Source organism: Vibrio sp. 10N.239.312.D08 (genome assembly GCF_041466145.1).
Taxonomy (GTDB): Bacteria; Pseudomonadota; Gammaproteobacteria; order Enterobacterales; family Vibrionaceae; genus Vibrio; species Vibrio crassostreae_C.
In genome coordinates this window covers 247,797-269,652 of the sequence record NZ_JBFSSD010000001.1, presented here as the reverse complement: position 1 = coordinate 269,652, position 21,856 = coordinate 247,797, and the positions used below count along the sequence as shown (strand labels likewise).

At 39.8% G+C, this 21,856-nt stretch carries 21 protein-coding genes; 16 read left to right on the top strand and 5 right to left on the bottom strand.

Annotation, left to right across the window (positions count from 1 at the left end; all coding sequences use genetic code 11):
* Window positions 1–43: 43 nt before the first annotated feature.
* Complete coding sequence (locus tag AB6D58_RS01430; RefSeq protein WP_372156271.1) at window positions 44–616, bottom strand: hypothetical protein; 573 nt, start codon at window positions 614–616, stop codon at window positions 44–46.
* A 247-nt stretch (window positions 617–863) separates the two neighbouring features.
* Here AB6D58_RS01430 and AB6D58_RS01425 point away from each other — a divergent pair, with 247 nt between their 5' ends.
* The 8 genes from AB6D58_RS01425 to AB6D58_RS01390 all read left to right on the top strand — a co-directional run bounded on the left by AB6D58_RS01425 (window position 864) and on the right by AB6D58_RS01390 (window position 8,709).
* Window positions 864–1,211, top strand: coding sequence for a hypothetical protein (locus AB6D58_RS01425; RefSeq protein WP_372156270.1), 348 nt, complete (start codon window positions 864–866; stop codon window positions 1,209–1,211).
* Between the two features lie 552 nt (window positions 1,212–1,763).
* On the top strand, window positions 1,764–2,075 hold the full coding sequence (locus AB6D58_RS01420) for a hypothetical protein (protein WP_372156269.1): 312 nt from the start codon (window positions 1,764–1,766) through the stop codon (window positions 2,073–2,075).
* 380 nt (window positions 2,076–2,455) lie between these two features.
* On the top strand, window positions 2,456–2,767 hold the full coding sequence (locus AB6D58_RS01415; RefSeq protein WP_372156269.1) for a hypothetical protein: 312 nt from the start codon (window positions 2,456–2,458) through the stop codon (window positions 2,765–2,767).
* An 855-nt stretch (window positions 2,768–3,622) separates the two neighbouring features.
* A complete protein-coding gene (locus AB6D58_RS01410; protein ID WP_372156267.1) occupies window positions 3,623–4,183 on the top strand; it encodes a hypothetical protein in 561 nt (186 codons plus the stop codon).
* Between the two features lie 64 nt (window positions 4,184–4,247).
* Window positions 4,248–4,994, top strand: a complete 747-nt coding sequence (gene orn / locus AB6D58_RS01405) for an oligoribonuclease (protein ID WP_372156265.1) — start codon at window positions 4,248–4,250, stop codon at window positions 4,992–4,994.
* An 800-nt stretch (window positions 4,995–5,794) separates the two neighbouring features.
* The gene (locus tag AB6D58_RS01400; protein WP_372156264.1) at window positions 5,795–7,516 is read left to right on the top strand and encodes a hypothetical protein; all 1,722 of its coding nucleotides are present in this window, start codon (window positions 5,795–5,797) and stop codon (window positions 7,514–7,516) included.
* A gap of 75 nt (window positions 7,517–7,591) precedes the next feature.
* Window positions 7,592–8,233 carry a hypothetical protein gene (locus AB6D58_RS01395; protein WP_372156262.1) on the top strand — a complete coding sequence of 214 codons (642 nt, stop codon included), beginning with the start codon at window positions 7,592–7,594 and terminating at the stop codon, window positions 8,231–8,233.
* Between the two features lie 56 nt (window positions 8,234–8,289).
* Window positions 8,290–8,709, top strand: coding sequence for a hypothetical protein (locus AB6D58_RS01390; protein WP_372156261.1), 420 nt, complete (start codon window positions 8,290–8,292; stop codon window positions 8,707–8,709).
* A gap of 72 nt (window positions 8,710–8,781) precedes the next feature.
* Here the strand turns inward: AB6D58_RS01390 and AB6D58_RS01385 are convergent, their stop codons facing one another.
* The 4 genes from AB6D58_RS01385 to AB6D58_RS01370 all read right to left on the bottom strand — a co-directional run bounded on the left by AB6D58_RS01385 (window position 8,782) and on the right by AB6D58_RS01370 (window position 12,922).
* Entirely contained in the window at window positions 8,782–9,594 is an 813-nt protein-coding gene (locus AB6D58_RS01385; protein ID WP_372156260.1) for a hypothetical protein, read from the bottom strand.
* 238 nt (window positions 9,595–9,832) lie between these two features.
* Entirely contained in the window at window positions 9,833–10,402 is a 570-nt protein-coding gene (locus AB6D58_RS01380; protein ID WP_372156258.1) for a hypothetical protein, read from the bottom strand.
* Window positions 10,403–11,743: 1,341 nt separating this feature from the next.
* Complete coding sequence (locus tag AB6D58_RS01375) at window positions 11,744–12,370, bottom strand: hypothetical protein (protein ID WP_372156256.1); 627 nt, start codon at window positions 12,368–12,370, stop codon at window positions 11,744–11,746.
* 279 nt (window positions 12,371–12,649) lie between these two features.
* Complete coding sequence (locus AB6D58_RS01370; protein WP_372156254.1) at window positions 12,650–12,922, bottom strand: HU family DNA-binding protein; 273 nt, start codon at window positions 12,920–12,922, stop codon at window positions 12,650–12,652.
* Between the two features lie 886 nt (window positions 12,923–13,808).
* On the opposite strand from AB6D58_RS01370, the gene AB6D58_RS01365 reads away from it, so the two are divergent.
* From AB6D58_RS01365 to AB6D58_RS01330, 8 genes are all read left to right on the top strand, one after another.
* Window positions 13,809–15,245 carry a hypothetical protein gene (locus tag AB6D58_RS01365; protein ID WP_372156252.1) on the top strand — a complete coding sequence of 479 codons (1,437 nt, stop codon included), beginning with the start codon at window positions 13,809–13,811 and terminating at the stop codon, window positions 15,243–15,245.
* A gap of 18 nt (window positions 15,246–15,263) precedes the next feature.
* The gene (locus AB6D58_RS01360) at window positions 15,264–16,079 is read left to right on the top strand and encodes a hypothetical protein (RefSeq protein WP_372156250.1); all 816 of its coding nucleotides are present in this window, start codon (window positions 15,264–15,266) and stop codon (window positions 16,077–16,079) included.
* 143 nt (window positions 16,080–16,222) lie between these two features.
* Window positions 16,223–16,822: a hypothetical protein gene (locus AB6D58_RS01355; protein ID WP_372156248.1), complete on the top strand. Its 600-nt coding sequence runs from the start codon at window positions 16,223–16,225 to the stop codon at window positions 16,820–16,822.
* The gene (locus tag AB6D58_RS01350; protein WP_372156247.1) at window positions 16,823–17,269 is read left to right on the top strand and encodes a hypothetical protein; all 447 of its coding nucleotides are present in this window, start codon (window positions 16,823–16,825) and stop codon (window positions 17,267–17,269) included.
* Window positions 17,270–17,319: 50 nt separating this feature from the next.
* Entirely contained in the window at window positions 17,320–19,191 is a 1,872-nt protein-coding gene (locus AB6D58_RS01345) for a hypothetical protein (RefSeq protein ID WP_372156245.1), read from the top strand.
* Between the two features lie 92 nt (window positions 19,192–19,283).
* Window positions 19,284–19,565, top strand: a complete 282-nt coding sequence (locus AB6D58_RS01340) for a hypothetical protein (RefSeq protein ID WP_372156243.1) — start codon at window positions 19,284–19,286, stop codon at window positions 19,563–19,565.
* Window positions 19,555–19,797, top strand: a complete 243-nt coding sequence (locus AB6D58_RS01335; RefSeq protein ID WP_372156242.1) for a hypothetical protein — start codon at window positions 19,555–19,557, stop codon at window positions 19,795–19,797. The genes AB6D58_RS01340 and AB6D58_RS01335 overlap by 11 nt, the downstream gene beginning before the upstream one ends.
* A gap of 62 nt (window positions 19,798–19,859) precedes the next feature.
* Entirely contained in the window at window positions 19,860–21,536 is a 1,677-nt protein-coding gene (locus AB6D58_RS01330; protein WP_372156241.1) for a hypothetical protein, read from the top strand.
* Window positions 21,537–21,856: the final 320 nt, after the last annotated feature.

Genomic DNA, 21,856 nt, shown 5'->3' with positions numbered 1-21,856 from the left:
TAGCCCTATCAAATTGAATAGGGCTTTTTAGGTTTATAAGGGCCTAAAGTCCAATTTGTATGTAGTTCATGCCCGGAACAGTTTGTTCCTGAGGCGTGGTCCATAAGAAGTTTTCATGGAGTTTGTCAATTTGCTCGATAGAAAGTTGTTCCTGTATTTTTACCACTGCGTTTAGGTTGGTTGAAAATGATGGCGGTAATATAGAACCACGCAATGTTTTGACCACACCTGTGCGCGCCTCTATACCAACGATAGCAAGTCTGAATGGGCTATCTGCATGAGTAACAATTTTATTCACCTCTTTTTTACTGTTAATACAAGTTGTAAGCGACAATCCGGTACCTAGAAAGCGGGCATCAAAAACGGACGCTTGAGTAGGGTTAACACCACAGATATATGGTGAACTGTCTAAGGTGGACTGCTCCGCAGTATTCATACCATCAAACATCACATAAAGAATCCCAACGTTTGGCATCGTATAAAGGTCGTAAGTTGTTGCGAAACCAGATACAAAACAACGGTCTCTCATTTGTTCCCAACTCGGAACCTTTTCTCCAATAGTGATTGTTACAAGCCCGAAACCTTCATTTTTTGACGCCAGATTATTGTTAGTCATCGATCGTATGTCCTTAGTAATGAATCTAAACAAATTGTGCCAAATCCAAACGTATCTCAGCTGATCACCAGCAGCATTTTGAATCGTACAAGCCAATAGACAAGGGCGTTGCTTAATTTTCACTTCCCATTTATGTTCAAGCCTTAATGCACGAGATTATGGATTTGCTATAATCGAGCCTCATTTCAATATCTACAAAATACTATTTCAAACCTGATCATACATGTGATGCAGAAAGGTGATTAACATGACCGTAGTCGTAAGATGCTCGTACCGTGGTGAGCAAACCCTAATCGGTGAAGATGGAATAATTACAGGTAAGGGCGTACAAGGGGCAAAACTTGCCAGAGCTTTGCCTTTTGGAAATATTTCCCTGCACGATTTTGGTGGCGTGATGGATCATAGTGCCCCATGCAAAGGGGCACTAAAGGTGAAAATCTGCTTCGTTACCGGCTTCCAATGGAGTCTTAATGAATCTATGCACGAAATACCACGCGATTCATTCACATTAGGGTACCTGCTTAATGAAAACCTGTACGTAGCCATAAAAGAGAATGAACCTATGCATTGGCCAATACCTATGACGGTCGCATAACAATCTAGGGTAGACTGCCAGAATTTAAGGTTTGTGTTTCTACATTTGACTCAACACTTTTTGAACTACTGCAAAAACTCGATTATTTGCTACGACTTAGTTGGTAAACTTATTGACTTAAATAGCAAAATTCATTAAATTTTATTACTAGACTCGGCCGAGTGAGTCAATCAACCAGAATCTTCAACATTTCTGTCTGACATGATTTTTAATCATCAATCTCGCGTGGGCTTCAGACCTATACTCAAATTTTGAAATAACAAAACGCTCTTCTGTAAGAGTTTTTTCTTATTTCCTCCATCTCACATCCTAATCTTTGCTTGCACTAAGTTGCTCGCCTTTAGGTCGCTTCTTTATCCTTTATCAGCACTATGTTGTTTAGGATATTGAAGATCGGTTGTACTCATTTTTTATGATTACGCGTGTCCCCGATAGATGAAAATTAACACACCCAAACTAACCAAAAAAAACCAACTCCTAGAGGTGCACATATTTCACCTCTGGGTGAGCGTATGTAGCCCTTTTTAAGACAATCCTAGAAGGACTACTACTATGAAAACTGAACTATTACGCTTAAACCAAAACTCAGATGAATACACTGCAATCCAAGTGATTCGTCACAACGAAATCAAGAACATTAACATCAACAATGTCCGTGTTTTTGATCAGACTTCAGAACAAGACTTTATTCTAGATGGATTTACAGAAACTACATCTCAAACCGCTGTTAAAGGTGCATCGATTGTTTTAATTAACAACGAATTCGTTATGACGCTACCAGCACTATTTGTAGTCTTAGGCATTACAGAACGTGAGGTTAATACTGAACATCTAATTTCAGCAATTCTCAACCTTAATGCTTAATAATTAACCCAAATCAGTTTGTTTACGCTTATAGCGTATCTTTCTGATTGGGTTCTTTTAACCGCACCATCTCAATTCGCAAGGCTATCAAATTTTAAATTGGACAGTCGAAGACGGAAATTTTTCAGGTATCGGATTTCAGAAACAAGAAAGTACAGTAACATCAACTATCTTGTTCTCCCGTGAACTGGAAGCATCCACCCTTACTCGCGAATTAGCCGTTTAAAGCAATTTACAACCAACCAGCTACAACCTTGAGGTTACACTTAACCTCACGGTTTTGTGGCCTCAAAAAAAACCAACTCCTAGAGGTGCACATATTTCACCTCTGGGTGAGCGTATGTAGCCCTTTTTAAGACAATCCTAGAAGGACTACTACTATGAAAACTGAACTATTACGCTTAAACCAAAACTCAGATGAATACACTGCAATCCAAGTGATTCGTCACAACGAAATCAAGAACATTAACATCAACAATGTCCGTGTTTTTGATCAGACTTCAGAACAAGACTTTATTCTAGATGGATTTACAGAAACTACATCTCAAACCGCTGTTAAAGGTGCATCGATTGTTTTAATTAACAACGAATTCGTTATGACGCTACCAGCACTATTTGTAGTCTTAGGCATTACAGAACGTGAGGTTAATACTGAACATCTAATTTCAGCAATTCTCAACCTTAATGCTTAATAATTAACCCAAATCAGTTTGTTTACGCTTATAGCGTATCTTTCTGATTGGGTTCTTTTAACCGCACCATCTCAATTCGCAAGGCTATCAAATTTTAAATTGGACAGTCGAAGACGGAAATTTTTCAGGTATCGGATTTCAGAAACAAGAAAGTACAGTAACATCAACTATCTTGTTCTCCCGTGAACTGGAAGCATCCACCCTTACTCGCGAATTAGCCGTTTAAAGCAATTTACAACCAACCAGCATACAACCTTGAGGTTACACTTATGGAGATTTCGACGCAATTTGCGTTGTACACGTCTCTATGGGTATGCGTTTACAAAATGAATACAAGATTGCATGTTACGAAAACTCAAATCGTTCGCCAATCGGTGAACCACCAGCGTTTTTAGCAACAGCTCTACATTTTCTAAACTAAAATATTAAACCTAACCAGTTTGTTCGCACCTAGCGTTCACTTGGTTGGGTTCATCTGAGAATTCTTTATAGAGTTCTCAGATGAGCCCAATTAACAAATCACAATAGAGAACCAATTACATTACGATTAGAAAATAGCTAAATACCCAAGTTCATTTCAATTGCCACCTAATCTCTTTAAACGTGATTCTCTAAAGCACTTATACTCATTGCGAAAGTGCTTTAGAGAGTCAACCGATTCAAAGATAACCCTTTCCTTTTTCATTATTGAAATACATTTGCTTGTATCATCACTCAACCGTGATGCCCAGACAGCATTTGCATGTTTTTCAGCATGGGAATAAACCGAAATAACCTAAAAAAAAACCAAACCCCTTGAGGCCCTACAAACACCTCTCGGTGCGCGTAGTGTTTTCAACCTAAGGAGCTACGCTAATGACTACAGCAATACACAAAACCTTTCAATTCACATCATCAGGTAAGAACTATCTGGTTTATTCCAATCAACTTTTGATTATCGAACTTCGAATTTGCGGTGAAGTAACAATTATCAAGCCCGAATCGAAGCTTCCTGGTTCTTACTGTTTGGCTGCTAGTTTTCATAACCATATTGTGAACTCAGACCAAACTCTTATTATCGATCTTGATACAGAAAAGGAAGTATCCCTAGAGGATTTTCTTGAATTGTACCCAGATACCAAAAGAAGGAAGCTGATGGCTGTAATGACAAGTAAAGTGATACCTTTAGATCAGATCGCAATTGCTTTAGAGCAAGATTACGAAATGATCCCAATTGGTGAACTCAATGCTTTTTCCATTACACCTAGTGACATTGAAGAAATAGGCGAGTTTGATGCTGTGTGCGTTGAACATGCTGCTATGGCGCTGAACCTCATTAAGCGATACGAAGTATGCGTTTTCGAACAAGAAAACATAGCTCCTGAAGGAGAGCCACTTACGCTTAAAGCAAAAGAACTACATACATTCAATTACTAACTAACCCTTGAGGGGATTCAACCTCAAGGCGTTGAATCCTCGTTTATTTATAAGCGAGAATATTATGACAAACAAACTACAAAACAAATCTTACGAGACCGACAACCTTTGGTGCGATACGGAAACAACTGGTCTGGATCAATACATCACTCTTGATAGCGGTGAACGCGTTCATGGTGCTGCATATTTTGACCTATTAGAGATCGCACTTTTACTTCCTGAAGTTGACGAAGAAGGCATTATCAAGCTGGATAATGTTCCTGCGTTTAATGTTGGTATTAAGCTATCAGAACAAGGTATGGAGCGGATGGACCCTTGGGCCAAAGAGCAACATACAAAATCTGGTTTACTCGATCGCCTAGAAACAGGTGAGGGTTTTGATTATTTGGCATCAAACGATGCTGAGGCCGAAGCCAAAATTATTGAGTGGCTTGAAACTAATGGGGTTAAAGAGTTCAATCGTAAGACAGGTACAGGTGGCATGCTTTATGGAAATAACATTGGTTTCGATATGACATTCCTAAATGCCAAAATGCCTGACCTATATAAGTATTTTCATTATCGTAAAGGTGATGTTAGTGCGGTAAACGTATTTAGCCGAACTAAAATGTGGCGACATTTGGGGCTTAAAGGCATTGATAAGCAGCTAGAACATACTGCTCATAACGACATTATTGAGTCGGCTCTAGAGCTGAACCATTACACTCAACAATTGAACAATGCTTTTGGCTACAAAGCTAAATATGAACAGCTACTTGAGAAGTACCCGGAACTTACTAAAGAACTTGGTCTTGCTGGCGGTAATATTTAAAAGCCAATCAACCTCGAAGTGTACTCTGTACGCTCGTGTAGTGACCTCTCTACAACTTTAACCTAACAGTTAGGGTCTACTGAGGAATACAACTTAAACTTCACCTAACACTTTCTCTGGTGCAATTGTACACATCATTGAAGTTACCAATCATGGAAATTGCTTCCCATCGTTGGTTACCTATACAGTGATCTTAAAGAGCATGGTCATAATAGATTCGCTGATGATGGCGGCCTAGTGATTCTTACAGAGCAAGAAACCTTACTGTCATTAAATGGATACCTATTGATCAAGAATACGCTGTTAATCTTGAACGTCATCCTCATGAATAAAACGCTTATTCAAAGTGATAGAAGACTTCGATTCATTTCTGGCTTTAAGTAAGCAATAGCTTAAGAGAGCTAAGAAAACTGGAAGGCCCTAATCGTGTATTAAGAGGCTTATTCACTTTCGAAGTAGATATACACCTCTAATTGAAAAACCCGGCACCAATTGATGTCGGTTTTTCCGTCTCAAACAGTAGCGGGAATACTAAACACTTTCGAGAAAGTCTTTGCATATTTCCACTACCCAACAAAATCAGATCGCTAATGCGAATCATACATTTTGATGCTTTGCTAAAGCACTATCCTAACCAGATAGAACGCTTGGCTTAGGTCGGCCATTTATCAAATGATAAATAGTGTCACCGAAGGTATATAACGACACAATCAAACAAAAAAAACTCAACCCAACAGGGGCTTTACCCCTGTGGTCTAGCTCTAGTTGTTTATTTAAAAAACCAATCAAGGAGCTACATCATGGGAGAACTAAAACCCCTAGCTAAATACTTTCAACCAGAAACCGTTGAAAACCAAACTAATCTAAATTTAATTCCAGTTGAAGACATCACTAATATCGTATGGGCTAATGAAGTCGTAGATAAGTACGTTCCAAACTGGTCATACGAACTACCAGACTATGATGACGAAGATGTACATTATCTTGTCGGTATCAGTGGAGGAGTTGATTCATCGGCGTTAGCTGCATGTCTTGCTGCAAAGCATCAACAAGCCATTAAAGAAGGTCGCATAACTTTCTTATTCACAGATACAGGAAATGAGCCTGATAGTTGTCATAACATACTTGATCGCCTTGAAGAGTTGTTTGGAATTGAGGTCATTCGACTCAATGAAGAAACTCTATCTGGAGTAATTGATGAGAATGGCGGCTTCCTTCCATCAGCACGCAGTCGTTGGTGTACCGGGCGTCTCAAGATAAAACCCTGGGAAAACTTTCTTAAAGAAAATTTTCTTTCAAAAGGAAAGCGAATTGTAGGTTTTTCTGGTGTTCGATGGGATGAGCGTCAACGTGCCGGTGTATTCGGGGTAGATGGTGTAGATTCTGCATTTCCTTTTGTAGATGAACGCGTCGAACGTGCTGCTGTTTGTTCAGTTGCCAGCGAACTACAACTAATGAATAACGCGTATGTACATGGTCGATCTCGTTCGGGATGCGAATGGTGTTTTTTTATGTCAAAACAAGAGCTTATATCACTTTCAGTGTGGAATCCTAAGTCTTTCCGAGAGGGCATGGCAAAGGAAAAAATCGCTGAACATGTTCTTGAACGACTAACAGCTGACAAGCTAAAAACACCAGCGAACGGCTTCTATGCTAATTACCCTCAAAGTGCACTTATCACTAACGGTAAGCACACTTTTGAAGTGACTGACATCCTCGGGAATACTGATCGCTCTGATAAAGTGGGTAGTGTTTCTTGGGACTTCCGCCGAACTAAATCAAACGCGACTAAGCGCAAATCTAAAAAGTCACATGAAGACCAATTAGATATGTTCTCTGCGTTTGTTGTCGAGGAAGAAGAAGCGCAATCGAACTTTGATTCAGAAAAAGAGTCAACTTCTGATGTAAAATCCACGAAGAAAGAGAAGCCCGAGGTAAGTAAGATTACTGAAGAAGAAGTTACTCTCTATGTCGGAGTGGAATGCTACAAGCATGATCTTATGACAATGTTTGGTGGCGGCAACAATGGTGTTTGGCAACAACGACTCATAACGTTTAGCCGAACTCTTGGTGGCCTATCTCGAAGTTTGAGTGGATACCACTATCACCGTCAGATGGCATCTCGTGCATACTTTACTGATGAAAATGATTACAACAACCAAAGCCATATCACTGTTATTGCTATACAGTTCCCGGCTGGTGTTATTCCAAAGATCGAGTACGGCGCTGATAGCTATAGTTGGGCTTCTGATCGTTCATGGGCTGAGATTTCACATACCGTTCGTGCTATCGAACGTGCTTGTGAGTACAACGTTCAATTTGACGTTATTCAATCGGGCAAGAAAGGGCGTGATCGTGAATATGCTAACTACTTTATGGAGAAGTACGCAGAAGACGGTTGTCCTGATCTTGGAGAGCTCGTAGGTCTTGGACATTTTAGACCCAAGCCTGTAAGCGAAAGTGTGTTCGACAGTTATGACGAAGACATGGAAACAGTTCGATGCGCTATCTGTAGCATTTAGTCATAAACAAACCCTGCAAGGGCTCCCAGCTCTTGCTTGGTAGCCCTTTTCTTTAGAACAAGGAGCTACTACAAAATGAGAGAAATTATAGAGGAAACGACGTTTCAGATATTTAAAGAAGAAACCACATTTACACCTCAGTGTGACTACTTCGAGCTGGAGAAGTTCTATGGAGCGTGCGAACATGGTTTTGTTAAATGGCTAAAGACTTATCACCAGTTCGTTAGACGATTTTCTACGGAGCAAGGCGATAAGTCACTTTATGAAATGGTCCTACCAATCAATAAATGGTTTCGTTATGCCGAGCTATACGAAGCCTTTTGTAAAGAGCAATATATCCTGACTTCTTATCCACATAGTGGGTACTTTGAATGCAGCAACGACCAAAATGGTGTCGCCGCGTTTCTTCCTGAACCTACTGATGAAGCCAAATATCGAATAGCTTACTACTTAGATAATGGGCCACTAACTCATCATTGTTTCAATTCAAGACAAGAAGCACTCAAAGAGTTAGCGTCGTCTTGTTTTAAACTGGATGAGGGAGCCGTAGACAGGATTACTGATACACCTCAGTGGAATAGAGGCTTGACAGTTCTTGCATGGCATCAAGAAGGCTTAATGCCCTCAGAAGGCTATATGCGAGATAAGCACCTCGCACATATAAAGCGTGAGTTTGCCTCCGAAGAAAATTTGATTCATGGCACCACAAACACATAACCTTGCGGTCACTACCGTAAGGGTGGGGCCTCTTCAAATTAAACTAGGAACTACACATGACTTTACTTTGTGGATCACTAACCGTATCTAAAACAATCTATCCTAATCACCCTGACTTCCTGCCATCTAATGATTGGTTTGGTAGTCTAATTGAAAACCAAAGTATTTCTCTGAACGGGGGCAAGGTAAAATCTTACTTTGTTACGCACAAACCTGATTCATTATCAAAAGAAGTAATTGATCGTCGAATAAGTCAAATGGGTAACCTTTGCTATTGGAAAGATCAAGACCATGATGGTGTAAACGAATATGCGGTCTACCTTTCTATGAGTACACATGAGTGTGCAAATAGAGCTTATGAAGGTGGACAGTATGAACTTGCACCGGGTGTCCTGCTTAGTATAAGTACGAAGTTTATTCGTGACATAACTAGCTTCAAAGAAGTAAAACCTTGGACTCCAACTGTAAAAGATTAACTAACAATCTAAAGCCGTTCTCAATTGAGAGCGGCTTTTTTTTGTCTCCAAAATGACTATCTACTAGCCAAATTACTCGCTACCACTCCAATAAACAGAGTCTTGCCAAATAGGGGCAAACTGAACAAACTGATTTCTCTCCTCGCCTAGCCACATTAGGTAGGTATCTAATACCTCTGGACAGTCGAATTCATCGTCTCGATTTATCAGACGTTTGGCCGCGTTTCGTACAGCTTTATCCATTTCAATAGACAACTCAAGCGCCTGTCTTTGTGCGTTATTAGCTAGTTTGACAGCCTCGACCTTATAACATTCACCATGACCAGTATTTGATATCATAAATGAACGTCCATCGGAGTGCTCAACAACAGCTTCAAAAGCTATAGTTTCTCGAGAGCGAGAGGGAAAGTGCTTGAACTTATGAAGGGAAAACTGGGCTAGTTCTTCTGGAATTTCTGGTAGTTTTAATGGCTTGTCAGTGGGGATGAACATACTAGCAGTAAACTCTACCGAGCTACCGTCTTCACAAATCATTACGGCTTTTCGTGTGCCTGTTGCACCCTTGGTAATCATTCCAAAATCTTTGTCACCCTCATGCTCAATATAGCCATAATCACCTTTAGAGCATTTTGCATTTAGTCGTCGGTGTTTATCTTGGATTATCTGGTGAAGCGTTGACACATCTACAGATGAAAGTTTTGCATTCGATACTTCAAGTTCAACTATCAACATTTGAATAAATCTTGGGTTAGCATCTGTACCCAAATCTTTAGCGAACTGGAATACAGCGCCTAATTGACCATTGTTTTTGCAAATTAACCCAGTAACCAAGTCACCTTTATGAAAGAAATCTACCAAGTTACCAATTTTGAATTTTGAAGTCATATACCTGTACCTAGTTTGAAATTAACTCCAACATCATAAATTTCTCAAAAACACCTCAATTGATCACCATGAACAATTACAATAAATCAAAAAAAGCGCAACTAGATCGCACTTTAATTTGGATTTACTAGAGATAAATGGGGCTGAATCAAAATACTTCAAAACTAGCCACTCGAAGATAACTAACTGAATGGATAGGTTTTATATTGGCTAGTTGATCAAATGTGGGTACAGGTTACTACCTACAACGAAAATTTAGGTCGTGATCACTAGGTAAAACCACGGATTCTTCAAATGCAAACTTACGTTTAGAGTTGTTGATCATAACGTCATAAAGACTACGTAAGCTTACCCGAGACTTAACGTAGTAGGGAAGTTTATTGTAAGCACAGTTAATCTCGTCAAAATAAATTGACCTCTCCACAGCTGGCTCATACGGAGTGAACATAGAAGCTACATCTAAGAAGGCTTCATAATCACCTACAACCAATTGTTTTGATGGTAGAAGCATTTCGTAAAATATGATCTCAGCACTATCTCGCACACCATTATAATTCACATCAATTCCGGCAACAGTTCTTGCATCTATCCCGGCATTTGGTTTAGGTGGTTTAACATAACCTAATTCAATTAGGGGCAATTCATATGGCTTTACCTCTTCTTTTTCTTGGGGTACAGACATTCTATGAACGTTAGTTGAAGCCATTACTTCAACTGGAAGTAATAGGAATAGCGATATAGCTCTAATTGACATAGTTTCAATTACAAAAGTTGAAGGAGTAGGGTATGGAGACATCATACCACGCATAACGAAACATGCTCTTGATTTCATACTCAAACAGACAAATATGCATCATATTCCACAATGCCATGTCACACTGTAACGTCAGTGTGTGACATACGTTCTACGTGAAAATTATAAAATTTAACCAAACCCTATAGAACTACTCAAAACTCCAGAAATGAAATAGTTACAATGTCACGCAACTTACAGCTAATTCGATAAAAAATGGTGATATTTCGATAAAGGCACCATGCTATCCAGTTCATCTCGAGCATCAAAGCACCCTTAATGATAGTAAATCTCAATAACAACAAATCGTAATTTGCTGTCATTGAGATTTGTTCTCAATTGCGGGAGGTTGAAAAGTTTAATGGAAGAAAGTCTTGCCCCTGCTAGAACCTGCTTATTTCTGGCAATTAGCATCTACATTAAAGGGGAGGCTGGTGGGTCTTTGTGGTGAGTTCGCATGCGAGTTTACCTAATTTGCTTAAGTGCGGTTCCTAGATAGAAGTGTTACACCGTCACAAATAGCACTCGAATTGAGGGCATGCAACCCATGTTCAAATGACGCCACTTGTGTGTAACACACTAACGTTACATGGTAACTATAGTGACATCGTAACACTTCTCTAAATATTCATTTTTCATGGTGTATTTGCCATAATTCAATTTATGAATCTTGCAATTTGATTGAATTCTTTTGTTGGAATCCGCAACCTGATCATCTGTGCTCAGCATCAAATCGTGTTTTCATTTATATATTATGGGTTCTCTGTAAAAAAACCTTTGGGAGAAAAGCTATGAACATCAAACAAAACATGCACAACGCAATGCTAAAACTTGGAGAGCATTTACTTCTCTGATCAGGTAAAAGCTGGCACCTGTACCAATACACTACAGATCTACATCATGATCCGTTGTAGGTTGAGTGGGGCGAAAAGATAACCACAGTAGAAGAACTTAGTGCGTACTTAAAAGGTCGATCGGACAATTACAATAAAAACTTTGAGTTTAAGCTCTTCATTTCCGTTAGTCAGATTGGAAAGCATGAAGCTTATGGGCTAGAAACCTTTATCGTCGATTTCGTTGAGGAAAAAGCTCAATATCGAATTACATCACACGAAGATATGTGCAACTTTAATTTAAGTTTTGAAAAGTTCGAAGATATTGGAGGAATTTAGGACCTAAATTTGGCGCAAGTTGAGAGTGACCGATTCCCAACCTTTAGTTCATAAAGATAGAAAGACGTGACAGTTATCCATAAAAAGAGTCTCAATTCTATGGATAACTGGATAACTGGATATCTCTGAACGAATTAGTATCGAACAACTAATAGGGTTATAACACATCAAATAACGGCTTCATTTACTCTGAAGCCTTGTACTCATAGCTGATGTAAAACTGAGGCGATTCATACCCGTCTTCACCTGTAATAATCACAAAGCCTTTCTTGAAGTCCTTACCTAACAAAAAGGCCGCTTCTTCCCTCCCTAAGCCGGTGTTATCAACATTTAAAATCTGACCGCTATCCGTGTAAACCGTAAATGGTTGATCAAGATATTGCCCTTTAACATGAACTGAATTGCCGTTATTTGTTACATGCGAAACTCCGAACTTACTGGTACCAACAAACAACAATGGTAAATCAGTCGTTGTTTCTTGATCACTTACTAAATGAACCCTGGCATTGTCGTTGGCATAACCCGGTTGGCAAATAAACGTAAACCGCTGATTCTGTTTGTCTGCGGAAACATCAAGTATTGCTACTTCATCGTGATTCTCAGAAGTTACAACGGCCTGAGTAAATCCAGTAAGGGGCTTTCGCGTGGTAAGTGTCACTTCTTCATCATTGAAGCATTGAAATTTCATTATGCCAGAAACCTCTCCTTCCATACCAGATAGTTCTACCTTAGGTACAAGTCGTGATTCCGCGGCACTAAAACAACTAATTACTACGGCCAATAAAGGCGCAGCTCTTCGTATAAGCATCATAAATTATCCATAATATGTGAGGTTTTCGTTTCAATACTAACACGAAGTAAAATTGTTGATCACTCCTCAAACAAACACCAAATAGCCCCGATGCTTTTACTGATCATCCCATGATCACCCTTTCAGTTGAGATTCAATATTAGGTGCTTGGCCTATAGGTCTCTGGGTGGTGAACAGAATTTACGATATTCAATTCAGAAGCGAGATAAACACTAGAACAATATAAAAAAGGCCAGTCAAAACAAATCGACTGGCCTAATTACATTTCTCACCATCGAATCAGTTGCATGCATCTTTCAAAGCTTTACCGGCAGTGAAAGCTGGGACTTTGGCTGCTTTGATTTGAATCGCTTCACCAGTCTTTGGATTTCGACCTGTTCGCGCAGCACGTTGGTTAACTTTAAATGTACCGAAACCAATCAGTTGAACGTCGTCACCGTTAACCAGAGACTCCTGTATGCCGCCTAGTGTAGCTTCTAGAGTAGCTTTAGCTTGGACTTTAGAAATGTCAGCTTTTTCAGCGATAAAATCGATCAGTTGAGTTTTGTTCATCTTGTTATTCCATTAGATATAGATTGATATAGGCGTGGACACGAATCCACTGAAGTGACTTTTAGTGTATCCACAGTTTGTGGTAATTGCACATCATTTAACGTGAAATACCCTTGTTAGAGCCTTTAAATTCGGGGGGTTCGTCCCAGAAACACAACTATTAGAACGGAAAACGAACAAATTAAAAGTTCTAGGCTTCGTGATATCAGTTAATGGATTGATTGATTTACAAAAGAAACTTATAATCGAAAAGCATTTCGGCCGAGTGGAATGCGGTTTACATATCCAATCTCGCGTGGGCTTCACCTCTATATCAAAATTTCAATATCTTCCTTGAGATGGTTTATAAAAGCCACAACCAAGACTTTCATAAACCCTCCTTTTTTCTTATTCCATAAGATTACTTTCACCAGAATCATCAGCTTACTGCTGCATGACTAACGTGTTAGCACGCTATCTCAACGTGAAGGAAAACCGAGAACCAAACAAATAAAAACCTAACCCCAGATGGGCTATTTCGGCCTGTCGGATATAGCTCCATTCTGGAAACAACCAAACTAGGAGCTAACCATGTCAGATAAACTTGACTCTATTATTCAAATTGAACCGAGGATTTTCAATAACCTAACGAGATTTGAAAGCTTTGTACCAGACCAAGAAATGTCACAACTGATACAACAGTCAAACATCACCTTGTCTAAACAAATATCCGAGACCATTAAGTACGTTTGCCGTGAACTATTCAACAGGCGTCCACTGGACAAATTACTTGGTTCATCCTCAAATACTCAACCATTAACTTTTTAACCACCTGAAAGGGGAACATCGATCCTCTTTCACGAGGTTCGATAGTTCTCTTTGAATAAAACCAACTGGAGCTATCACTATGAACAACCAAACTAACGTCCAACCAAAACCTCTTACTCTTTCACAACTACGCCAAGCTAGTCCTCTTTTTAACGAAAAAATTGAAAAGATCGGCAATGGTTTTACTGAGTACGTGCAAGGTACGGATATCGCAAAAATCCTTGAAATTAAGGACGTAAATAAAGCATCTTTACACCCTGATACATGGTATCAACTTGCTGAAGATCGCTGTACTCAAATTGATACTGCAATCGCTGCATCACAATATGGTGACCTTCCATTTTTTGCAATCTCATCGGTTCAAAACAAGATCCGTTATGCTGATTACAAACCTGGAACCAATGAAATCTATGAAGTGACATATCACCTTCAAAGCCGTTGTTTCACTGATGTGACTAAATGCGTTGTTCGACCTTTGCATCTGCGAACTTTCAAGTCAAAAGAATCACTAGCCTATCGTCTATATCGTCATTCGTATGAACCGATGTGCAGACCTAGCGTTGCTTCTTCAGCAAATGATTTCTTTGCTCAAAATGAGCAATCACAGTTCCGCGAGGACATTGCTAAAAAGTTTGCACAGCACATCAAGTCAGATTCACTAATTGAATCAATGACTGATGGCGAACAGCTTTGTAAGCAGGAGAATCATACATTCGATCACTTGATTCAATTGGTACCTCTGTACAGAGAGTTTTCAGACCATCGAGTAAAACACTTTGTTGCTAATGCAGAGCACCGCCTAAACCAACAGATCACTAAGCTTGGTCTAAATAATGGTGTAGGGGCTGAACCATTTACGATGGATGATGCATATTGGCTTGAATTCTTCGATTCGATTTATACGCGTTATGAAAATAACCAAGTAATGACCGTAGAAGAAATTGCTGACTTTGTTCGCCCATACGTACCTTCAAATCCAGAACTTAAAGCTTATCAAGTAAAAGTGCTGGAACTGTTTGAAGACGACAACGATGATAACCTACTGGCTACCGTAGACTTTACTGAAATGTCGGTTGATGAATGGGAAGAATTGAACTCTAGTGAGTACGTTTCTCTGTGTGGCGTTTCATTCACTGAAGCTATTAGCCACGCAATCAATGGCGTTGATTTTGGGGAAGAATACCGCATAAAACAAATCGGTCCATTTAGCGCTGAAGCATTAATTCAAATGCAGAAGGGCGAATATGATTTGGAGAACAAGGGTGAACTAGCTCGACAAAGTGGCTTCGACTTAAAAATTGAAATCATTGAGAGTATTAGCTCTTTCTTCATTGGCACACGAATAAATGGTGAGTTAATTTCTCGTGAGTCTTTGGAGAAATATCAAACTGAAGCGCAAGCAAAAATGGCATATGTTTTCGGGTCGTGGACTCAGCGTAAAAGTGGTCAAAAACCGCGATTCGCCCAGCCTGATACACATGAGTTAAGCGAGATACTCGCGGCTGGTTTTGCTTAAAGCTAAGGGGTAACTGAAATGACTACTCAAAAGACTCAACATCTCAAAATATTTGGCGAATCCGATGACAATATTTTTGTTGTTGATGCTTCAACTGGAGAAACTGTCGCTACAGATAGTTACTTTGCTGAAGTTGGTACTGTCCAAATACGTAATCAAAGTGGGTACCACATAGCATCTTTCAAAGCCTCATGCGGCAGTGGGGGAGACTGGGTGATTGAACCTCATCGCGATGTACCAGAGTCTGTATTAGCTGATCTCTCTTATGTTTACAAAACGAAGAAAGTTGGTGAATACAGCCCGGTAATTGAGATTAAAATCCCTCTTGGCTATACCGTCGAAGTGCTTTTCATAGATTATGATGACTACTTCCACAACCAAGCGGATACCAACCAAACAGACAACACTGCAGAACTGCAGAAGTATGTCATTTACGGTGACGATGAAGAAGCGTGCGCTTGTCCAGTAGGGAATCTGCATTCACTTCAGATGTCGCCTGAATATGGTCAAAGAGTAAATTATGATCTCTATGTTGGTTACCGCCACGTCTGCACTTTTATTGTCTCGCAAGATGATAATAAACAGTGGTTTGTATCGGTAAAACCTAGAACATTAAGTGAGGATGATAAGAAGGCATTCAACATTCGACATGTCGAAGTTGATGACTCTCTACCTGTCCGTTTCTACTCAGAACCAAGAACACAGGCTATTTGCTTCGAAGTACCACCAAATTCTAACGTGTATGGACACACACACAGAAAAGGTTGTAACTTCGACAATATGCTTAAAATGTGCAACGGCAAGGTTATTACAACCAACGCCTCTAACGCTTAAATGATAAGCACTAAAACCCCGGCCATTGGCTGGGGTTTTTCTTTTTATATCCAACCAAAAAACTGATCACCATAGCGGTAAACGTAGATTGTTGACCGTTCGCCGTATAATGCTAATACAACCTGACAACTAACCATGAGTAAATGATGAATCTTGCCTTGAACCTAGAACTAGATATCACTAAGCCCGAGCAGTTCAGTACAATTGAGGAAGCTTTTAGAACAAGTGCTAAGACTTCTATCGCTCGCAAGGTGCCATCAGCGCCCCTAAAACACCTCTTAAAGCTTAATTTAATCCCAAGTGAGGGTTCTTGCCTTAATTTTGGTAAAGGTCGTGATGATATCGATTCTGACGCCATTGCTTCAATCGCTGGCAACTGTACAAATTACGATTATACCTATTGCCGAACGGACATCTTCGGCTCCAACTTTAATTTCGTATACTGTGGCTACGTGCAAAATACTCTACCTCAAGAGGCGCGTGAAGTGACATGGAAGCAACTGGCAAGTGTCACAAATCGCGAAAACGGCATCTGCTACGTCGCCGTTAGAACAGATAAAGACGTAGCCAAAATCGCAGGTGAAGCTTACCAAGACGGCCTTATTACGAACCGACAGACGTTTCAGGTCGGTTACTCCGAGGAAAAACTGTTGTCTGAGGCCAGTAAACATTTTCCTTTCTGCACGATCATCAAAGTGTCAGGCTTTCGATTGATTCGCTGCTCACATGCAAAGGTTTATTAAATGAAGCCTTATAATGGAATTGTCGGAAAAAAAATTGGTTCTAATGTTTGGCTGCATAAAAGTAGCCAACATACTCTATTGTCGGCGGACGAAATTGACAGGGTAGTGGGTAGTGGGTTCGAATATGATGTTGTTCGCATTGATCTCAAAAGCCGTAAACTAACACTTATCAAGTGTGTAGATTTCGATCTCACACACGAACCTGTACTAGTCGAAAGCCTAAACCTCGATACAGGTAAAATCACCAAGCAAGGGGCCAACCCTCTCATATATCATCATAAGTACCTCTTCGTTACTCCTGAATATGCCGGATTCTGTTATCATCAATCAAAGCAAAGAGGTGAACTATGGCAATCTCTATCACCTCGCACACGCGACTTTTCATCAAGAATTGGTCGTAGAGAATTTTGGTACAAGTGGCTTCGAATACAAAAACTTGCTTTGTAATAAATCCAGATGCTTAAATTCAGTTAACAGACATAGCCAAGGGTACTACTATGCAAACCAATACAATCTCAATTACTGAGATAGCACCTCACTACTCTGGAAGCAATATTGACTCAATTAAAGATAGAGTAAAAGCGCTTCACCCACGACTAAATGATGATGCCGTAGAGTCTTATATTTGTGATCTATTGGATGTTAACTGCATTGAAGATATAACAGTTGATTTTCTTACCTATGAAGAGGTAGAACCGGCAGTTTCGACAGAAGAATTGCACTTTCTTGCACACCGTATCCTGCCATACAACGATAACGACCTCTCAAAGAGTATCTACGCTGTTCGTAACATACTAAATACTATTCCGCGATCAACAAATGATTTAGTGGATTATATTACGCCGGAAGCTCTAAAAGAATGGACAGATGCTTTGTCACTATGTCTGGTTATGAACAATCCAGAATCGATAAAGAATTATGGCGAGGAAAAAACACTAAAAAGCACTCTCTCGAGCCTTCAGAAAGTAGATCAAACCATTATAGACCTTGTTTGCTCCACAGAAATGGACCGTGTACAAGCAGTTGCTATGGAAGAACACCCAGGCTTAACTTACCGACAGAAAATGTTATTTGTTACTGCTCATTATTGGTTAAACCACAAAGCCGGATTCAAACTGAACACAATGTGGCTTGCAAGTTTCATCCATTCTGATCGCTATGGCTGCTCATCAGGGTGGTTTCATTTAGATGGCGAGTTGTGTGGGCATAGGAATTTTGGCTTTAAGAACGAGTCAGAAGTGGTTGACTTAGTTATTGAATCATACCCAGCTATTGAAGCGCAGCTAGCGGCTGATCCAAGCAACCCGCAAAGCTCTTTATTTATTGACACTATCCTATCAGCTTGGAACTATCTTCTAATTGATGACTTTAAAAACAGCACCAACAATACTGATAAGCTCAACCAAATAGCGGGATTCATAGGTGAGAACATATCAAACCTAAGCGCACAACAAAACCTACGCTATATTTCGTTGAACTGCATTAGAAATGGGTACGATGGGTTAACCAAGGTGCAATTCAACGCTCTTAATCTGTATTTACAAGATGAATCATCACGCGTTGACACACCAAACGAATATTTGATGTATCACGATTTATATAATTTCTGCCATTTTGCCTATGAAGTCTGCTCATCACTTACGCTACCGGTTCAGTTCCAACGTTGCCATTTCGACCCTAGCGCCCTTAGAGAAGTCACTCAAACATTGCTTAGCAATTACGACAAGTTTGAGAAAAAAGACTTACCAATCGTGAATGGCTTCTTCAAGAACTACCTCTGGTATGTGATCCAATTCGGTTCGAACGACCAATTTACCTATGATGCTGTAATGGAAGCCTGTATAAAGTCTCAAAACTACGTTGATAACATACATTTGATATTCGCGATGGCTGAATTAGGACACTTAGGTTCTATGAAATGGACTCTTGATAATAACGTTGGGTCCAAATCTACAGCGTATAAATATTGGATGACCAGAATTGAGTACCTTCAACAAGAAGGTTCTGCCGAACAAATTGAGGTGTATAAACAAAAGACTCTACCATTCTATCCGCTAGTCGATAAGATACAGCGACTTCTTGGGAATACTGCTGACATTATGCATCTTCTCAACCTTTTACCTGAGAGCGACTTTTTAATATTGAGAATGCAAGTCATTGAAGCCTTCGAAGTGGGTACAATGCCAAGCTTCAACGGTGAGTATGATGATGAAGTCGAATTAGGTGATGTAAGTGACGCAATTATAGGTGTAACACTAAACACTTACCCTCAAGGAACTCCGCGAGACAAACCAATTGACTACAACGCTCGTAAGCAATGGTGTTCAAGCATCCTCAAATCAATGGATCACATTGTACAGGCCTACTAAGACAATGGGTATTAAGCTAAATTAAGCCTAATACCTTACATGCTCTCACTTACCCTTTTTACTCCATCACAACACAAAAGGTTAATCCAACAATGACCAAGTTTGTTACCGTCGTTTACGTCATCAATGACAATAAAGAATTTGAAAACACACAACAAAACATCGAAAAACAGATGGCTGAGTTTGATAAAAACCCCAAACTCCCTCTTGGTGTAAGCGCGATGTCAAACGCAGATGAGATACAGCGACTCGAACTCATTGAGCAAGCTCTTACCACAGAAGAAAACGCTGCCAGTGCTCTTGATAAAATCAGAGACATTCTTGCACTAACGAAAGTTCCGGGACCAAAGGAGGCAATATCAGATGAACTTTGAAAAACTCGATAAGAGCATTGAACAATTGAAAGAAATGACGACATTGGTTAATAAAGTCCACAAAGTTAAAGGGCACAACTTGGCCAACCGAGCAATCGGTGATCTTGAAAGAATCGTTAATTCAAACTGGCTGAATCTTTACGAATATTTGGCAGAACATGGGATCGACCCTGATAAGCATTTTTCGTCAGAAAAACTTAAACAGAAAAACTCTGATCTCCAGAAGACATAACGTAACTGCTTTGTAACTTTTGATACAATTAGCATATCTATAACTAACAAAAGAGGATTGCAATGAAGTTTATTTCAAAAACTATAATGTGTATCTGTTTAGGTACAAGTGTATTAATTGCGAGCAATTCTCACGCCTCAACTGAACTGGTTAGTGAACATATATCTGAAGTACGAACTACCGAGTACCAATCCAACGCTAGTATTCCACTTCGACAAATTAAAGTTGAGGCTAGGGAGCAGTTAATTAGAGAAACTTTGGATATTCTGCCTACTTACATGTTGAGCAATCAAACCGTCACGGACAATAACTACAGTGAAAGTTTGCGATTCGTCGGTGCTGCTTATATCAAGGTGACGAATGAAGATTACGATGTTTCCTTTGTTGATGATTTAGTAACAATAAAGCTACAGGCTACTGTGCAGTTTGATACCAACGAAATACAACGTAAAGTCAGAGAAATAGAAGCTAATGAGCACAGGAACAAACTCGTAACCGCCGTTTCCAGTGAAACAAGCGCATTGTCGGATCAAGTAGAGAACATCACGCGACTATATAAGTTTAAAGTTCCCTCATCAAAGCTTCTTAAATCAGACATTGATGTACTTACTCATAAATTTGTAAACCTGCCTTTAGGTGACATGGTTGAAGAGTTTGAACTAGAAAAAGAGTTAGAAGAGATCCAAGCCCAACTTGAATCAGAAAAGGAGCGTAACGCTGAATGGCTTTCTCTAGATGCCAATGAGAGAAATGAGTACGCTGCGAATTTAGAAGTTGGAGCGTTGATTAACCGTGCTTACATGGACCAAATCAAGCGCCCATTACATTTAGTGGTAACCAATGTAACCAAGAATGATGTGTATTTGAGAGTTCAACCTATTGAGGGTATGCCTAACTTCATGCCTTGGTATATTTCTCATCATAAAGATGCCGCTAAGTTGGCAGAGAAATTCTCAGACAACGTGTTTTCTATGCAGTTTTTAAATGGGTCATGTTCTAGTTCAAAATACGAACAAATGCCCAACAAAACATGGTACGAACTTCTTAATAGAGGTTTCAATGTAGAGCGTGATCGATATAAACGATTGACCCTTTCAAAAGATGGGGCAATGATTGAAGGTCGATTCAGTCCTGATGACAACGTTCCATTAAAGAATGCGAGCCTTAAAACGTCACAGTTGTTTGATTATGGTTACTCGGTGGAATTTCCATCCCTAAATGAATACATTCCCGGATACCAGTCCCCAGTATTTATCAATACTGTGCCAAACGTAAACATGAATAAAAGAGTTTTTGCGTCTATGCCAATCGGTGTTGATTGGATGCTTACTACTGATGAACTTGAAAAAGGTTATCAAATGGGCAACCAACCAGTACCTGTATGGGGTGTTGAGTTCATCTTAAATGGCAAAAAAATCACGAAACCTCTCATTACTAGACAAGATGGTGACCGAAATGCAATGGCTTTCCGCTCCAAAACAGCAAAGTTTAAAATAGAGCAGAATAACAATGAGATGCGTAAATTTAAGCCATACATAGACAGCGCATTTAACTCGGCGTGGATAATGAAAGAAATTAAGAATGGTGCTAAATACCGCCAATTCGAACACATTTGGCCGTATCGAACGACAGGTGTTAAGTGTGGTGTACAAATGAAAACAGCGTACCCACAAATTAAAATTTCACGGGAAGAAGCACACAACCTTTCAGATGTGGAAATAAACGTATTCAGATACTAAATTGGGACACCGCAACCAAGCGATGATACCCAAAGGGAACCAAGATAATGAACAGTACAGCCACTAAATTAAGTCGTCGGTTAAAGATTTGCTTTGCCACAACTTTGGTTATTATGGCTATGAATTACCCTCTATATCATTTCAACCTAATTGAATTGTAAACCTACATTTTTACTGGATGGGCCGCAGCTGGTGGAGCAATTCTTGGGGTTTTTGGGGCCAAGCCTGAGAGGAGCATCAATGAGTTGGCCATTGTGATAGGCATTACGGTGCTGCCGCCCGCAATCTATATCTTAAGCACTCTAGTAAATTAATAGGAG

Bases quoted from the DNA above. Each gene is read 5' to 3' on its own strand.
- AB6D58_RS01430 (WP_372156271.1), bottom strand. From the start codon at position 616: ATGACTAACAATAATCTGGCGTCAAAAAATGAAGGTTTCGGGCTTGTA.
- AB6D58_RS01425 (WP_372156270.1), top strand. From the start codon at position 864: ATGACCGTAGTCGTAAGATGCTCGTACCGTGGTGAGCAAACCCTAATC.
- AB6D58_RS01420 (WP_372156269.1), top strand. From the start codon at position 1,764: ATGAAAACTGAACTATTACGCTTAAACCAAAACTCAGATGAATACACT.
- AB6D58_RS01415 (WP_372156269.1), top strand. From the start codon at position 2,456: ATGAAAACTGAACTATTACGCTTAAACCAAAACTCAGATGAATACACT.
- AB6D58_RS01410 (WP_372156267.1), top strand. From the start codon at position 3,623: ATGACTACAGCAATACACAAAACCTTTCAATTCACATCATCAGGTAAG.
- orn (WP_372156265.1), top strand. From the start codon at position 4,248: ATGACAAACAAACTACAAAACAAATCTTACGAGACCGACAACCTTTGG.
- AB6D58_RS01400 (WP_372156264.1), top strand. From the start codon at position 5,795: ATGGGAGAACTAAAACCCCTAGCTAAATACTTTCAACCAGAAACCGTT.
- AB6D58_RS01395 (WP_372156262.1), top strand. From the start codon at position 7,592: ATGAGAGAAATTATAGAGGAAACGACGTTTCAGATATTTAAAGAAGAA.
- AB6D58_RS01390 (WP_372156261.1), top strand. From the start codon at position 8,290: ATGACTTTACTTTGTGGATCACTAACCGTATCTAAAACAATCTATCCT.
- AB6D58_RS01385 (WP_372156260.1), bottom strand. From the start codon at position 9,594: ATGACTTCAAAATTCAAAATTGGTAACTTGGTAGATTTCTTTCATAAA.
- AB6D58_RS01380 (WP_372156258.1), bottom strand. From the start codon at position 10,402: ATGCGTGGTATGATGTCTCCATACCCTACTCCTTCAACTTTTGTAATT.
- AB6D58_RS01375 (WP_372156256.1), bottom strand. From the start codon at position 12,370: ATGATGCTTATACGAAGAGCTGCGCCTTTATTGGCCGTAGTAATTAGT.
- AB6D58_RS01370 (WP_372156254.1), bottom strand. From the start codon at position 12,922: ATGAACAAAACTCAACTGATCGATTTTATCGCTGAAAAAGCTGACATT.
- AB6D58_RS01365 (WP_372156252.1), top strand. From the start codon at position 13,809: ATGAACAACCAAACTAACGTCCAACCAAAACCTCTTACTCTTTCACAA.
- AB6D58_RS01360 (WP_372156250.1), top strand. From the start codon at position 15,264: ATGACTACTCAAAAGACTCAACATCTCAAAATATTTGGCGAATCCGAT.
- AB6D58_RS01355 (WP_372156248.1), top strand. From the start codon at position 16,223: ATGATGAATCTTGCCTTGAACCTAGAACTAGATATCACTAAGCCCGAG.
- AB6D58_RS01350 (WP_372156247.1), top strand. From the start codon at position 16,823: ATGAAGCCTTATAATGGAATTGTCGGAAAAAAAATTGGTTCTAATGTT.
- AB6D58_RS01345 (WP_372156245.1), top strand. From the start codon at position 17,320: ATGCAAACCAATACAATCTCAATTACTGAGATAGCACCTCACTACTCT.
- AB6D58_RS01340 (WP_372156243.1), top strand. From the start codon at position 19,284: ATGACCAAGTTTGTTACCGTCGTTTACGTCATCAATGACAATAAAGAA.
- AB6D58_RS01335 (WP_372156242.1), top strand. From the start codon at position 19,555: ATGAACTTTGAAAAACTCGATAAGAGCATTGAACAATTGAAAGAAATG.
- AB6D58_RS01330 (WP_372156241.1), top strand. From the start codon at position 19,860: ATGAAGTTTATTTCAAAAACTATAATGTGTATCTGTTTAGGTACAAGT.